Raw genomic sequence first — 15,560 nt, 5'->3', positions numbered from 1 at the left:
GTTCTTCAACGACCGCGAAGCGCTCGAGTATGCGTGAGAGGACGGCGGCGGCACGCGCATGACGCATCGTTTCGATGACGGCGATGACGGCATGGGTGATCCGCTGCGAGGGGGCGATATCGGCTGTGATCGATGGTATGAACCCGTTCGACGCCATCGATGCATAGAATGATCCCGGAAGCGTAACAAAAAAATCACACCAGTTGTCAGCATCTCTTTTTATGGTATGTTTCATGCCGGGAATGCGGAAGAGGACGCTCCCGGGGATCAATGTCCGATCCACGCCGTTCGCATCGGTATAGGTGCCGCTGCCGGAGAGGAGATAGAGCAGACGAAAATCATCGAGACATTGCGTGTCGGCAAGCGCATGGGGAGCGGGGGAATATATCCCTGCTGATAAAGCTGAAAGCCGTTTGCCGGAAACGATAAAGCTCACCCGATCGTTCGGCAATGCGGCACGGATCTCCCGTAGAGCGTTATCGTTCTGAGTGTTCACTGATACCAATTATGCCATACACACGCCAAAATTTCCATTCCCATTTTCCGCCGATGTGAGTATACTGTTACATTCCGTCGGAGGTGCTCCATGCGTATCCTTATCCTGCTTGTCAGCGTATGTGTCATGCTCCCCGCGGCCGGCTGGATGGATACTGAGCGGCAGCAGAGGCTTATTGTCGCCGTGCCGGCGAATACGCATGATACGCTCGTGCAAATACCGACATCGGCACTGCCAGGTTTCGAAAAGGCAGCACCGGCGTCGATACGGATATATGATGCCGACGCAAGCGCGCCGACGGCGATACGCCCCATATTCGAAGGAGGCTATCTCTTCTGGCCAACCGCGGCAGCGAAGACATATCATATCTACTACGCGCTTGCCGTGCATCCGTATACCGGAGCGGCGTGGGACGGAAAGACAGCGACAGATGCGATGGTATCCGTACCGGATTATGCGAAGGCCGCGTACGGGAAGTCGTGGGATTTTGACGACGGAGGAACGGCGAATATCCATGCGTGGGGGAATGCGCCTGAGAATATTCAGAACAAGACGGTGAACGACGGCATTCTGTCGTTCGATGCCGTCGGCGATCCATGGTTCACCTGGGGCGATATGTTCGGCGGAGGGCCGAAAGAGAACATCGATACTGCACGGTATACGACGCTCCTTATGCGTGTACGCCAGAGCGTGGATGCCGCACCGTGGCAGGTGTTCTGCCTTTCCGACAAAGCGGGTATTCAGAAATATGAATTCATCGTTCGGGGGAAGGATTGGCAGATCATACGGATACATCTGTCGCGGGACGCCAATTTCAAGGGCGTGCTCCGATCGATACGCATCGATCCGACCGACAAGCTTAATTCGCCCGCGCATGTCGAGATAGATTGGGTGCGGCTACTCCCTGCAGTCGACGCGACAGTGGGCGCAGCGGCAACAAGATATAACAGCACCGAACCCACGGCGGTCTCGCTCGCCGTAATGGACGGCATCGCTGGAGAGGCGGTGCCCCTGCAGATACAGGTGCAGGACGCGCAGAAAAAGCCGGTGGCATATGCGGATGTACGTATCACCCTGCGCCATGCCGGAACAAAAAGATCGTTCATCTACAACAGCATATCCCGTCAGGACGGATCGGCATCGCTCGTCATCACCAATACGCTTGCAGGATCGTATTCCGTGCGGGCGGCCTCGTCGCTTCAGCCGTCAGTCGAGGCGGTCAGGGATATGAAACTGTCACCTGCGGCGCGCGAAATAGTGCGCATATCGCTTTCCGGCAGAGGAACGTGGCACCCTGCGGACGGGAAATGGGTCATGTGCGTACGTGAAGGGGAATCGTTCCCGATACTGCCTCGCATCGCCGACCGTTTCGGGAATACGGTGGCGGAGAACGGTTCATTCACATGGCTCGATGCGGGAGGCGGAACACTCTCCGGCGGTACGGAATTCAGGAACGGTATCGCATCCGCATCGTACCGAGCTGCCGCGTCAGGGGAGATACAGCCGCAGTTCGCATCGCTTACGAGTGAACGTATTTTTGTTCATGTATCCCCGAGGCGTACGAAAAAGAACGCGATAACGCTGCTGAAGAACGGATATTATGGATATTCCGACGGCAGTGTGTTCCTGCCGCTGGGCGGTCATTATGCGAATTGGCCGCTCAAGCCGCCGGATTTCAAGGGCAACTTCGATCTTTTTCCCTGTAATCCAAAACCATTCCTTGCCGCGGTACCGTTCGATGAGAAGACGCGCGGCGATCTTACCCAGTGGTTCTCGCAGCTCTCGAACAACGGCGTCAATACGCTCCGGCTCATGCTCCGCAACATGGACCTCATCGGCAAAGTCGATGAGTCGCAGCTTGCCGCCGTGAAGGAATATATGGAGATAGCGCGCGGCTTCGGCATACATTTCATCGTCGTGCTGCTTGAGGATTATAAGAAGCCGCCGTACGTGAACCGAGAGATCATCGAGAAGATAGTGCTCCCGCATTTTCCCGACACGTCGTTCGATGATCATCCGGCATATCGGAAGCGTTTCTTCGTCGATAAGAACATCGCCCCGATGCGGTATGTGGATGCGGACGCGCGCCGATGCAAGCGTGAGTATCTTGCCGAACTGATACCGCATCTTGTTGATGTGCCGAACATACTCACGTACGAACTTGAAAATGAAATGCTGGGTGCCCCGGCATCGTGGATCAATGAGATGACCGCGGCGATAAAGGCCGTCGATCCGGTCACTCCGGTGTCGGCTTCCACGGGCGGCGGCGGACTTTTATCCGGCGATCCGTACTTTTTTACACGCGCTACTGCGGTGGACCTGTATACCTATCATCAGTATCCCACGCAGTCGGAGAAGACACGCGCGGACGCGCATGCGGCGACGCTTGCCGACGATGATATCGAGCTTGGAAATTTCATCAATACGCTTACCCGTTATGGGCGCGCCTGCAATAAGCCGGCGTTCCTCGGTGAAAGCGGATGGTTCGATAATTTTTTCAAGTCGGGTGACACGCCGCAGTATCTCCTCCGCGATATCGTATGGCTTGCGCTTGTCAACGACCCGGGACATTGCTTCTGGCTTTTCGGAGGCAATGAATCGTCCGTGTACCGGCCGGTGAAAGAGATAATGTCGCGCCTTGATCTTGCGACCTTCCGCCGCGACAAGGCCGATGCGGTCGTCGATGCATCACACAACGTCGGTGCCGATTACTATTACTATCAATCCAATCGCGCCGACTATTACGCGCTCCTCGCGCACAATCGCCGCGCGCTCGATGCCGGTGCTCACTTCGACTTTTCGCTTTCCGGAAGAAGCGGTACGCCGCTTGCGGAGAAGGCTCTGCCGACAGGGAAACAGTATGTTCGGGTGGGGAAGGGATATCAGGCCGCCATGGCTTTCGGCAATAATTATGAGCGTATACTTATCTACGCGCGCAATTATTCGGGGACCGAGATACTGAAACGCAATGATGCGACAAGGGGTTTCGGTGTCGCGCGCACACGTGCGAGCGCCGAGCTTTCGATATCGTTCAGCCTGCCGCATGCGTCATATACGCGATGGGTATACGATCTAGAGGGCGATGTACGGGAGGAGGAAGCCGCCGGTACTTCCGAGCTGACCGTGCCCGCGAGCGATCATGACTATGTGATAGTGCTCAGAAAAAAATAGCCGGCGAGTGACTTTTTCATCGGTACGTGCTACAATCGCCCCATGGAATCGCTCGCGATAATCGGCGGAAGCAACGGCTATCGGATAATATCCGAGGCGAAGATAACGTTCCTCGGGGAAAAGCGCATCACGACACCGTTCGGGAAGAGCGAGCCGATATTCATCATTCAGAACGATCCGATACCGGTATACTATCTTTCGCGGCACGGGCAGAAGGGCTATTCCATCGCGGCCCCCTTCGTCAATTACCGCGCGAACATCTATGCACTGAAAAAGCTCGGCGTTTCTTCCATAATAAGCTGGAGCGGCCCCGGCGCTATCGATACATCGTATCAGGTCGGCGATCTCGTTCTGCCGGAAGACATCCTCGATGAAACGCGCTATCGCGAGCGTACATTCTACAAAGGATCGGGCCTCGGTTTCGTGCGGCAGAATCCCGTGTTCTGTCCGACCATCAGATCATTCCTGAAAACTGTCATGGCGAAGATGAACGAGCCTGTGCGCGAGGGCGGCGTCTATGTGTGCACTGACGGCCCGCGTCTTGAAACGAAGGCGGAGATACGGAAATTCGCCTTGAGCGGTGCGTCGTTCGTCGGCATGACGCTTGCGCCGGAATGCTTTCTCGCACGTGAACTCGAGATGTGTTATCATCCATTGTGCTATATCACCAATTATGCCGAGGGCGTCGTCGAGCGCGCGTACAAGAGCGGCGAACTTTTCGAGGGCATGAACACCGGTGCTGAGACCGAGAAATTCAAGCGAGCGGTGAGCCGCCTGCCGGATATCGTTCGTGCCGTAGCGGAGCATGCATCGACCGCGGGCAATGCGGACTGTGTGTGCCGAAAGAGCATGGAGCGGTATAAAAAGCGCGGCGATATTAAAAATGATTGGTGGGAAAAAATACAAGACAGATAATCTCTGAAAAAATGGATTCAATAAAGTTGACAAACCCATGTGACGAATATATCATACTTATATGAGGGTATTTCTAGAAAACATTCCCGCAAGCCTTCAGGGCGAAGCCGATGTGCTTACGCGATGCCTCGAGGCCTTCAGTTCGGTGATGCCGATCGAGGCGATATATCTCTTCGGATCTCACGCCCGCGGTGAGGCCGGTCCGGATAGCGATATTGACTTGTGCATCGTAAGCACAGGCGCCGTCCATCAGCTTACGGCCGCCGTTCTTTTGCGCCGTGCTACACGCGAGATACGCCCAAAGCCGGCGTTTTCGCTTTTGCCGATCGATCCGGTGCGCCTGAAAGAAAAACAGTCCATGGGCGATTTTTTTTTCCAGACAATATTACGTGAAGGCATTATTCTTGCCGCGTAAAACCGATTCGAATAATCCTGCGGATTGGCTTCTGATAGCCGGCGAGGAACTTGCCGGTGTGAAGCATTTGATCTCCGAGAAGATAGCGTATGCCATGTGTGCAAGTAAACTGGCTGAAATATTGGAAAAAACCCTTAAAGCAGAGTTGATCCGTACCGGCTGGCAGCTGATAAAGATCCATGACCTTGTCAAGCTTGCCGATGAGCTGAGATCGCGGGATCCGCTCTTGGCCGATCGTGTTCAAGCGCTCTGCGAATCTCTTGCGGAAAAATATATCATCGGCCGATATCCCGGTTTTGACCGTGAGGAAGAGAACTGGAACGAGATCCGTGTGCAGGCAGACGAAGTGGCGCATTTCCTTTCGGACATACAAGGGCGTATCGCCACGAAGCGGTAAAGCGCCTTACACTTCCATCTGCATGCCCAATTCAATAACGCGGTTGACCGGAAGATTGTAGTATGCCGACGCGTCACGCGCATTACGAGCGAGGAAGATGAAAAGCCCGCGCCACGGCGGCCACAGGAGCGGCTTTTTCGCCGGGACGAACGATTCCTTACCGAGGAAATAGGTCGCCGTCAGCGCATTGAGACTTACGCCGTTGAGCACGACGCGTTCGAAGAGTGAAGGGAGATTGTGCTGCTGCATGTAGCCGAATTTCACGATGACGCGGAACAGTCCCTCGCCGAGGCCGATGACGGATATGCGCTCCGCTTCCGGTGCGGTCGGTTCTTCCACGGTCTGTACGGTCATGAGCACCGTCGTCTCATGCAGCGTCTGATTGAATTTGAAATTGTGCAGGAGCGTGCGCGGTATGCCTTCCGGGTTCCCGGAAAGGAAAATACCCGTGCCGGGCGTCCTTCGGGGATGGCGGCTCACGACGTCGCGGACGAACAGCGCCACCGGGAGCGATTCTGCATCGATGCGTTTTTTCACAAGTTCGCGCCCTCGCCGCCAGACTATCATGGCAATGAACACCGCAAGCGCGATGAGGAGCGAGATGAAACCGCCGTTCATGACCTTCATGATGTTCGCGCCGAAGAAGCAAAGGTCGATGACGACGAACACGCACGAAAGCACCGCCGCGAGCACGATATTCCATTTCCATTGGTACACGGCCATGACGAACATGAGGACGGTGGTGATGAGCATGGTGCAAGATACGGCCACACCATACGCCGCGGCGAGATTATCCGACTTCTGGAACGAGAGCGTAAGAATGATGGTGCCGGCGAGCAGGAGCCAGTTGACCACGGGCACATAGACCTGTCCGATCATCGTGTGCGATGTGTGAATGATGTTCATGCGCGGATTATACGAGAGCTGCACCGACTGCCGCGCGAGCGAGAACGCACCTGAGATGACCGCCTGTGACGCGATGACGGTTGCCGCCGTCGAGAGAAGGGTCATCGGAAGTACGGCCCACGCCGGGGCGAGACGGAAGAAAAGGCCGCTGAGGTTCGCCGGATCGCGCAGCAAGAGCGCGCCCTGTCCGAGATAATTCATGAGAAGCGCAGGGAGCACGAGGACATACCAGCCGAGCCGTACGGCGCCCTTGCCCATGTGACCGATATCGGCATAGATAGCTTCTCCGCCGGTGAGCACAAGGAATACACCGCCGAGCGTGAGGAATGCCTTGCCGCCGTTATGCAGCGCAAAGTTCACGGCGTGAAGGGGATTGAACGCGTTGAGCACATACGGCGTCTCTACGAGCGATATCATGCCGAGTACTGCGAGCGAAAGGAACCACAGTATCATGACCGGGCCGAAAACAGTGCCGATGCCGGAAGTCCCCAGGCGCTGGAAGGCAAAGAGCGCTATGAGCACGACGAGCGATATCGGCACGATGAACGGCGTGAAGCTGTGATCGATCACGGTAAGACCCTCGAGCGCGGAGAGCACGGATATGACGGGTGTGATAAGGCTGTCGCCGTAAAGGAGCGCCGCGCCAAAAAGCCCGAGCCCCGTGATGAGCGCCGCCTTTGCACCGGTGAGACCCCTGCGCGAAAGGTTCATGAGCGCGAGTATGCCGCCTTCGCCCTTATTGTCCGCCCTGAGGACATACAGCATGTATTTCACGGAGACAAGGAGTATGACGGCCCAGATGATGAGCGAGAGCACGCCGAGCACATTCTCCGGTGTGGGCGCTGCCGATCCGTGTTCCGTAAAACAGATCCGAAGTGCATAGAGCGGACTTGTACCGATATCGCCATAGACGATGCCGAGCGCCGCAAGCGTAAGCGCGATGATGCCGGTGCGGTGCGGTTTGTCGGCAGGAATGATATTTTTCTCAGCCATAACACTTCTCCCGTACTGAATTGGGAGACCCATGTACATGCCCGATGGATCGCCCTTCCAAACGCCTGCGAAGTTAGCTGACGGGCTCGGTCATGGAAGTGACCTGGGACTCGGTGTCCGTTCGCCCCTGCCCCGGCTTTTAAGACCGGAACGGTGGTTCCTCCGCACCATGCTCTGGAAAGAACATGGTCTCGGCTGCAATGCGGATAAGGTAATCGATTTTCTCTCACAGTCAAGCGTGTGCAAAGCGTGCGCGGGTATCTGCAGCGCGATCGGCGTGCGATTTTTTCCAACGGCACTTGACAAAAAAAGACGATTTGGTATAGTCGAGGGCCTACTGAACGTTCGCGTCTCTAACGAACGACACAAGGAAACGATGTGGCCCTGTATGTAGCTCTCATCATTCTCGTGCCGGTGATCGGCAGTTTTCTTATCCCCCTGACAAGCGTGTTCGGAAAGACGGTGCGCAATGTCTTTGCGCTCCTCCTGACCATTGTCACGTTCGCGGCAAGCATTCCCCTCATCATGTTCGTGGCAGGGGGCGGCACCGAGGTGATACGCTGGCAGATACACGATATCGTGTCCGTCGTGTTCGTCGTCGACAGTCTGTCGGTCTTCGTCGCGTCGGTGTCTTCATTCATAAGCGCGCTCATCGTGTTCTATTCGATAGGCTATATCAGCCATTACGAGAATCAGAACGAATATTACCTCATCGTAGTTCTCTTTGTCGGCTCGATGATGGGCATAGTCTTCTCGGCGAATCTCTTCATGATATACACGTTTTGGGAAATAGCGGCCATCGCCTGCTGGCGCCTCATCGGTTTTTTCCGCGGCAATGATACGGTGTGGAAAGCGAACAAGGCCTTCCTCATCACCGTGTTCGGAGCCCTTGTCATGCTCATCGGCTTCATCCTTCTTTATGGAGAGAAGGGTACGGCCGATCTTACTCAGATGAAAGGGCAGACGACATCGGTGCTTATTACGATGTTCCTCCTTTTCGGCATTCTGTCGAAGTCGGCGACACTTCCGCTCCAGGTGTGGCTCCCCGATGCGGGTGTTGCGCCTACGCCGGTGACCGCCATCCTCCACGCGGCAGTGCTCGTGAAGATCGGTATCTATGTCTTTGCGCGCATATTCACCGCGACCCTCATTCTTCCTGAGTTCTGGCAGCAATGGCTTCCCATCGTGCTTGCGGCAAGCTCGCTTATCGCGGCGGGTGCGGCTTTCATCGACACCGATATCAAGCGCATCATCGCCTATTCGACGATAAGCCAGATAGGTTTCATCTTTCTCGGTCTTACGATGTTCAACCCCATCGGCACATCCGGCGGTATCCTCTATATACTCGTGCACGGCCTCGGCAAAGCGGGATTATTCCTCTGCGCCGGCATCGTCGAACAGAACACACATGTCAAAGACATTCGTAAGCTCGGGGGCCTTTTCAAGCGCATGCCGATAACGACGGTGGCCTTCGCGCTCTGCGCGTTCTCCATCATGGGCATTCCCCCGCTCGGCGGATTCTTTGCCAAGTACCAGGTGATAGCCTCAGCCGTTGTCAGCGGTAAGACGTGGATAGCCGGCGTGTTCGTGCTCGCCGCATGTATGACGATGCTCTATCTCTTCCGCGTTTTTAATATGGTATTCCTTGCACCGAACGATAAAAGCGAAGTAAAAGCCGATGTGAAAGAGGGATCGCCCACCATGCTCATAACGGTCATTGTGCTTGCGGTGCTTTCGCTCGCTTCGGGCTTTCTCATGCAGTATCCGCTTGACTTCATTAAGCCGGCAACACAGGCATTGAGCAAGGCTACCCATGTCGTGTTGACGATAGCGGGGAAACCATGACGAACGAGATGCTGATAATCCTTTCGATAGTGGTTCCGGCTGCTGCCGGTATTATCGCGATACTGTTCCCTGAGCGTGTGAAATTCGTCCGCGAGGCGATAACGCTCATCGCTGTTACCTTCGGTCTTTACGCAGCGATAACGCTTTTTGCCGTTCCCGGCGAAGTGCGCATCTTCCACAAATGGCTGCCCTTCGGCGCCGACATCGATTTTCGCCTCTATCACTTCAGCAAATTCCTTCTCCTCGCAGCATCCGGCTTTTCGATACTGATAGCGCTCTACTCCGCGGCGTTCATGAGGAAGCGCTCGCATCAGCGTTTGTATTATCCGTATTTCCTTCTTACCGCGGCCATGAGCTACGGTGCGATACTCTCCAACAATCTCATGCTCCTCCTCGTATTCTGGGGAGGACTGCTTCTCACGCTCTACGGAATGATAGCGATAGGCAGCGAGCGTTCCTTCCTCACCGCGGCAAAATCGCTTATCATCGTCGGCATTTCTGATCTTGCGCTCATACTCGGCATAGCCATCGCATCGGCTGCAGCCGGCACGCTCACCATGGACAAGATATCGCTCACGATGAACACCCCGGCGATAGCCGCGGCATTCATCCTTATGATGATAGGCGCTACCGCAAAAGCTGGCGCCATGCCGTTCCATACGTGGATACCGGACGCCGCTGTCGATGCACCGCTCCCGGTGATGGCGTACATCCCCGCCGCGCTCGAGAAGCTCCTTGGAATCTATCTCCTTGCGCGCATAACGCTCGACTTCTTCAAAATGACGTTCGCCATGCAGATAGTGCTTCTTACCATCGGCGCGGTGACGATAGTATTCGCGGTGGCGATGGCGCTCATTCAGAAGGATTATAAACGGCTCCTGTCCTATCACGCCATCTCGCAGGTCGGCTACATGATACTCGGCATCGGTACCGGCATACCGGCAGGCATAGCCGGCGGTATCTTCCATATGATCAATCACTCGATGTATAAATCATGTCTTTTCCTCACCGGCGGTTCCGTCGAGCACCGCACCGGCACCACCGACCTCAATAAGCTCGGCGGACTTTTCCGCTCCATGCCGGTCACGTTCATCTGCTTCGCTGTCGCGGCGCTTTCCATTTCGGGCGTGCCGCCATTCAACGGCTTCTTCTCGAAGGAGCTGATATTCGAAGGTGCGTTCGAATTCGCGAAACATGCGAACAACAATTGGCTTCTCATTTTCTACATCGCGGCGGAGGTCGGCGCCGTGCTCACGTTCGCATCGTTCTTAAAGCTCGGCCATGCCGCGTACTTCGACAAACCGAAGGAGCCGGTGAAGGTGAAGGAAAGCCCCCTCGTCATGCTCATACCCATGCTCGTCCTTGCCGCAGGATGCGTGTTCTTCGGTGTAATGAATTCGGTGCCGATGAAGCATCTTATCGAGCCGGTGCTGCCACCCGCCATGCTCGGACACGGGCATCTCTATGAACATTTCACGTTCGCAAAAGTGACGGGAAGCATGCTTACCTGGATATCCGTCGGTGTTCTCGCACTCGGTCTTATCAATCACATACTCGGCGTCATCATGGGAAAAAGCGGCCTCCATGCGTCGGACCATATACGCAAAGCGCCCATCCTTTCCGCCGTGTACAGCGGTGCTGAAAAGAGATACTTCGATCCGTACGATGTGGGCATGAAGATACAGTTCGGCTGGTCGAAACTCCTCTATTGGATCGACCGTGCGAACAACTGGCTCTATGACACGCTCATTCAGAACATTGTGCTCGTGTCGTCAAAGGGTCTGCGTATGGCTCATACCGGCTCGCTGAACGGATACCTCTTCGTCATGCTCGGCGGTATAGCCGCGTTCATCGCTGTATTCCTGTGGGTGGTACTATGATAGCGCTCCTGATAGCTATACCGGTCGCTGCAGCACTGATCGTTCCGTTCCTGAGGAAACAGGCGCATATCGTGTTCTTCGCCATGACGCTTCTGCTCGCTGCGGTTGCCGCGTACGTGGCGCTCCATGGCTTCGCCGTATTGAACGCCATGCCGCCGTGGCCGATGTTCTTCACGCTTACCGCGGATAAGTTCTCCATTCTCATGATAGTGCTTATCGCCATAGTCGCGCTTGTCACCGCTTTCGCGTCGCTTTCCTTCACCAACGACTATACGTACTACGCGCTCGCGTCGCTTGCCATCGCCGGCATGAACGGCATTATGCTCGTGAACGATATCTTCACGCTCTATGTATTCATCGAGGTGGCATCGCTCGCCACCTTCGCGCTCATTGCATTCAACAGGAATGTCGAAGGGTTCGAGGCGGCGTTCAAGTACATCATCCTGTCCACGGTGGCGACGACGTTCATCCTCCTCGGCATATTCATACTCTACGGCATCACCGGCGGCGTTTCCTTCGCGGAGATATCCGTCGGCGTGAAGCGACCCGAATCGGTAAAGCCGGGTTTGTTCTGCCTCATGCTCCTTGCCGCGGGTTTCCTCGTGAAGTCGGGATTCGTCCCGTTCCACACCTGGGTGCCCGATGCATACGGTGCTTCGCCCAATCCGATCTCGATAACACTTGCCGGCATCATCACCAAAGCGGTCGGTCTCTATGCACTCATACGCATTGCTGTCACCGTTATCGGGGTAACACCGGCGATATCGATGATAATGCTCGTCATAGGCATCATCACCGCGGTCACCGGCGCGGTGCTCGCGATAAATCAGCCGGACGGCAAACGCATGCTCGCCTATTCGAGCATAAGCCAGATGGGATACATCGTGCTCGGCATATTTTCGGGCAATCCCATCGGCGTTGTGGGCGGCGTGTTCCATCTCTTCAATCACGCGATACTCAAAAGCCTTCTCTTCATAAACATGGCGTCGCTTGAGTCATCGACGAAGTCGCGCGAGCTTGAGAAGTACAGCGGCATCGGCGAGAAGATGCCCGTCACCTCGGGGACATTCGCTGTCGGTTCGCTTTCGATAGCGGGCATACCGCCGCTCAATGGGTTCTTCAGCAAGCTCTTCATCCTCATCGGATTGTTCGCGGCGAAACAGACGGCCATCGGCGTGCTGGCAACGCTTGCGAGCGTGCTCACGCTCTGGTATTTCCTTGTGTTCCAGAGGAAGGTCATTTTCGGCAAAGCATCGGAAGCGGTCGCCTCGGTGCGTGAAGCGCCCCTTACGTACATCATCCCGGCCGTTCTTCTCGCGGCGATATCCATCGTTACGGGCATAGGGTTCTCGCCGACGATAAGTGCATTCATCGCGCCTGCCGCCGATGTGCTCATGAATGCGGCAAGCGATGCGACAAGCGCTGGAGTACTCCCATGACCATCTCGATCGATCTGGTACTCTTCGCCCTTATCGTGGGCTTTGCCCTCATCACCTCCGCCGTGCGCGATCTCATCCGTGCGGCGCTTTCGCTTGCCGTGATCAGCGCCGTGCTTTCCATCGTGATATTCCGGCTCGGGGCGCCGTACGCCGCCGCCTTCGAACTGTCGGTGGCCGCGGGGCTTATCACCGTGCTTTTCATCTCCGCCATAAGCCTCATCAATCCGGATAAAGAGGCGATGAAGGAATCCGTGATGATAACCGCGGGGCTTCCCATCGCTACGGTCGCGTTCGGTGCGCTCCTCTGGTTCGGCAAGAAATATCTCCCGGTGCTCTCGTTCATGGAAAGCCCGCATACGGCGCCGATACGTGAGACGCTCTGGAATTTGCGTTCGCTCGATCTTGTCGGGCAGATACTCATCATATTGACGGGCGTGTTCCTCGTGATACTGTTCTTCAAGGAGAAACGCTCATGATATTCTATGCCGCAGCGCTCCTTATTTTCATCGGGCTCTACGTCCTCGTCTTCTCGCGCAACATGATACGCATGCTCATCGCCGTCGAAGTGCTCGTCAAGGGCTTAACGCTTACGCTCTTCGGCGTATCGCAGGCGACAAAGAGCCAGGGCCTGGGCCAGGCGCTCTTCATCACCATGCTCGTCATCGAGGTGATAGCGGCGGTCGCGATACTCGCGTTCATCGTGCATACGTACCGTCTCACGAAGTCGATCGATGTCCGAACACTTTCACGGCTCAAGGGGTAAACGATGGACCTTTCCTTCTTCTTGACTCCCCCCGTTGCGTTTCTTATATTCGTCGCGATAGTATATGCGTCGTATATGCTCGGCAGCATTTTCACGGCAAAGTCCCGTGCGAATGTGGGCGGGCGCGACGAGGTATACGCCTGCGGTGAGGATGTGCGGCCGAAGACGCAGGCGGTGAATTTCCTGCAATTCTTCCTGTTCGCGCTTTTCTTTACCATTATCGATATCGTTGCGCTCGTGCTCGGCACGGTCTCCCATGCGCCGATAGTGCTGGTCATCGCCTATCTCGGTGCTATATCGCTCGGGCTCTACGTGCTCATGCGCAAGGAAAAGGCCGGTACGAAACATGAATAAGCTGGTAAAATGGGCCGTCAAGAAATCGCCGTGGGTGCTCCACATGAACACGGGTTCCTGCAACGGCTGCGATATCGAGATAGTCGCGGCGCTCACCCCGCGCTTTGACGTCGAACGATTCGGCATCGTCCTTCAGGGGACGCCCAGGCATGCGGATGTGCTTCTGTGCACAGGACCGGTGACCAAGCAGATGAAAAAGCGTCTTATCCGCATCTACGAGCAGATGCCGGAACCGAAATTCGTGGTCGCGGTCGGCACCTGTGCGAGCTCGGGCGGCGTGTTCAAGGGCTGCTATTCCATCGAGGGCGGCATTGACCGGGTGATACCGGTGTCCGCCTACATTCCCGGCTGTCCGATACGCCCGGAAGCGCTCATCGACGGCGTGGTGAAACTCCTCTCGACGCTTGATGAAAAGAAGAAAGTAAAAAAGGCCGCGGCGAAAGAAGCCGCTACGGCGTAGGATATGAAGGCATGGCACGCGAAGAAGAACTGAAAGACATACTTGCCGCGCTCGGTACGGTACGGGATATAGAAGTTAAGCGCGAACGGCGGCTCTTTGCCAATCTAACACCGGGAGACCTTGTGTCCGTTGTGCGCGCACTGAAGGACAAGGGATTGTTCCACCTCTCGCTCATCACCGGCCGCGATACCGGAGAAACGCTTACCGCGTTCTACCATATCAATGACGGCATCACCACGGTGACGCTGCGAGTCGCCGTAACGAAGAACGATCCCGTCGTACCGTCGATATCGGATATCTATCCCGGCGGTATTTTTTACGAGAAAGAGCTCGAGTCCATGTTCGGCTTCCGCGTTGACGGCCTTGAAAAGGGCCGTCGCTATCCGGTCATGGAAGATTGGCCGGAGGGCGTATATCCGCTCAGGAAGGATTTCATTCCGCCGACCGATCCGGACCTGGTGAAAGCGCTACCCGAAGAAAAGTGATACGAGGACAGTTATGAACGTTGCTTCGAACGATAATAATACGCTTGTCATACCGATAGGCCCGCAGCACCCTGCGTTGAAGGAGCCCGGTAATTTCACGCTCACCGTCGAGGGCGAGAAGATCGTCGATGTGGCGATCAATGTCGGTTACAATCACCGGGGCATTGAGAAGCTCGCTGAATCGAAGACATATCTGCAGGCGATCTATCTCCTCGAGCGCATCTGCGGCATCTGTTCGCATTCGCATACAAGCTGCTACATCCAGGCGGTGGAAGAGATAGCCGGCATCAAGGCGCCGCGCCGCGCAGAATATATACGTGTACTCGTGGGGGAACTTGAACGGCTGCACAGCCACTATCTGTGGCTCGGTGTCGCCGGCCATGAGATAGGCTTCGATACGCTCCTCATGTATTCGTGGCGCGACCGTGAGCTCGTGATGGAAACGCTCGCCATGCTCGGCGGAAGCCGCGTGAACTATTCGGTGAACACCACGGGCGGCGTTCGGCGCGATCTTTCGTCCTCGCAGATAGAGAAGATACGCATCGTTATAAAGAAGATAGAAGAGCGCACAAAATATTATATCGGCGTTGCGATGGAAGAATCGACGTTCCTGGCCCGCTCACAGAATGTCGGTATTCTCACGAAAGAAGAGGTCCTGCTCTACGGTGCCGTCGGCCCCACCGCGCGCGCATCCGATGTACCGCGCGATGTGAGGAAGGACGATCCGTATGCCGCATACGCAGAAATGCCCTTCGATGTGGCCACAGCCAAGACGAACGATGTGCACGGACGCACGGTGGTCCGCATGCTTGAGGCGCTTGAGAGCTGCAAGATAATACGCTATGTTGTGGATAATCTGCCCGACGGCGAGATACGCGTGAAAGTACCGCTTAAGATCCCCGTCGGTGAAGCGCTTTCCCGCTATGAAGCGCCGCGCGGCGAGGATGTGCATTACATAGCCGCGAACGGTACGGATAAGCCCGAGCGTGTGCGCGTGCGTGCGCCTACGCTCGCGAACTGGGTCGCGACGAAGCATATGCT

Annotated in this window: 15 protein-coding genes and 1 riboswitch; of the genes, 13 read left to right on the top strand and 2 right to left on the bottom strand. The window is 55.8% G+C overall.

The genetic code is table 11. The features are described 5' to 3' along the window. A partial coding sequence (locus AABZ39_15560) for an AraC family ligand binding domain-containing protein (GenBank protein MEK6796196.1) occupies positions 1 to 496 on the bottom strand: 496 nt, incomplete at its 3' end. 90 nt (positions 497 to 586) lie between these two features. Between AABZ39_15560 and AABZ39_15555 the strand changes: the two genes are divergently transcribed. From AABZ39_15555 to AABZ39_15540, 4 genes are all read left to right on the top strand, one after another. Beyond that, a complete protein-coding gene (locus AABZ39_15555; protein ID MEK6796195.1) occupies positions 587 to 3,667 on the top strand; it encodes a hypothetical protein in 3,081 nt (1,026 codons plus the stop codon). 42 nt (positions 3,668 to 3,709) lie between these two features. Then, positions 3,710 to 4,582 carry an MTAP family purine nucleoside phosphorylase gene (locus AABZ39_15550; protein MEK6796194.1) on the top strand — a complete coding sequence of 291 codons (873 nt, stop codon included), beginning with the start codon at positions 3,710 to 3,712 and terminating at the stop codon, positions 4,580 to 4,582. A gap of 112 nt (positions 4,583 to 4,694) precedes the next feature. Further along, entirely contained in the window at positions 4,695 to 4,997 is a 303-nt protein-coding gene (locus AABZ39_15545; GenBank protein ID MEK6796193.1) for a nucleotidyltransferase domain-containing protein, read from the top strand. Beyond that, positions 4,987 to 5,394, top strand: coding sequence for a HEPN domain-containing protein (locus tag AABZ39_15540; protein ID MEK6796192.1), 408 nt, complete (start codon positions 4,987 to 4,989; stop codon positions 5,392 to 5,394). Before AABZ39_15545 ends, AABZ39_15540 begins: the two co-directional genes overlap by 11 nt. A gap of 6 nt (positions 5,395 to 5,400) precedes the next feature. Here AABZ39_15540 and AABZ39_15535 read toward each other — a convergent pair whose 3' ends face one another. Next, positions 5,401 to 7,293, bottom strand: a complete 1,893-nt coding sequence (locus AABZ39_15535; protein ID MEK6796191.1) for a potassium transporter Kup — start codon at positions 7,291 to 7,293, stop codon at positions 5,401 to 5,403. A gap of 47 nt (positions 7,294 to 7,340) precedes the next feature. Beyond that, a riboswitch (cyclic di-AMP (ydaO/yuaA leader) is annotated at positions 7,341 to 7,500 on the bottom strand. A gap of 171 nt (positions 7,501 to 7,671) precedes the next feature. Between AABZ39_15535 and AABZ39_15530 the strand changes: the two genes are divergently transcribed. From AABZ39_15530 to AABZ39_15490, 9 genes are all read left to right on the top strand, one after another. Next, on the top strand, positions 7,672 to 9,138 hold the full coding sequence (locus AABZ39_15530; GenBank protein MEK6796190.1) for an NADH-quinone oxidoreductase subunit L: 1,467 nt from the start codon (positions 7,672 to 7,674) through the stop codon (positions 9,136 to 9,138). Next, a complete protein-coding gene (locus AABZ39_15525) occupies positions 9,135 to 11,018 on the top strand; it encodes an NADH-quinone oxidoreductase subunit L (protein ID MEK6796189.1) in 1,884 nt (627 codons plus the stop codon). Before AABZ39_15530 ends, AABZ39_15525 begins: the two co-directional genes overlap by 4 nt. Beyond that, on the top strand, positions 11,015 to 12,457 hold the full coding sequence (locus tag AABZ39_15520) for a proton-conducting transporter membrane subunit (protein ID MEK6796188.1): 1,443 nt from the start codon (positions 11,015 to 11,017) through the stop codon (positions 12,455 to 12,457). The genes AABZ39_15525 and AABZ39_15520 overlap by 4 nt, the downstream gene beginning before the upstream one ends. Beyond that, entirely contained in the window at positions 12,454 to 12,933 is a 480-nt protein-coding gene (locus tag AABZ39_15515) for an NADH-quinone oxidoreductase subunit J (GenBank protein MEK6796187.1), read from the top strand. The genes AABZ39_15520 and AABZ39_15515 overlap by 4 nt, the downstream gene beginning before the upstream one ends. After that, a complete protein-coding gene (locus AABZ39_15510; protein ID MEK6796186.1) occupies positions 12,930 to 13,220 on the top strand; it encodes an NADH-quinone oxidoreductase subunit K in 291 nt (96 codons plus the stop codon). Before AABZ39_15515 ends, AABZ39_15510 begins: the two co-directional genes overlap by 4 nt. A 75-nt stretch (positions 13,221 to 13,295) precedes the next feature. After that, a complete protein-coding gene (ndhC, locus tag AABZ39_15505) occupies positions 13,296 to 13,574 on the top strand; it encodes an NADH-quinone oxidoreductase subunit A (GenBank protein MEK6796185.1) in 279 nt (92 codons plus the stop codon). Then, positions 13,567 to 14,034 carry an NADH-quinone oxidoreductase subunit B family protein gene (locus tag AABZ39_15500; GenBank protein ID MEK6796184.1) on the top strand — a complete coding sequence of 156 codons (468 nt, stop codon included), beginning with the start codon at positions 13,567 to 13,569 and terminating at the stop codon, positions 14,032 to 14,034. Before ndhC ends, AABZ39_15500 begins: the two co-directional genes overlap by 8 nt. 11 nt (positions 14,035 to 14,045) lie before the next feature. Then, positions 14,046 to 14,519 carry an NADH-quinone oxidoreductase subunit C gene (locus AABZ39_15495; GenBank protein MEK6796183.1) on the top strand — a complete coding sequence of 158 codons (474 nt, stop codon included), beginning with the start codon at positions 14,046 to 14,048 and terminating at the stop codon, positions 14,517 to 14,519. Between the two features lie 13 nt (positions 14,520 to 14,532). Further along, a partial coding sequence (locus tag AABZ39_15490) for a nickel-dependent hydrogenase large subunit (GenBank protein ID MEK6796182.1) occupies positions 14,533 to 15,560 on the top strand: 1,028 nt, incomplete at its 3' end.

It is taken from the genome of Spirochaetota bacterium (assembly GCA_038043445.1).
Taxonomy (GTDB): domain Bacteria; phylum Spirochaetota; class Brachyspiria; order Brachyspirales; family JACRPF01; genus JBBTBY01.
The sequence above is the reverse complement of the archived record's forward strand: the minus strand, read 5'-3'. Positions and strand labels throughout refer to the sequence as shown.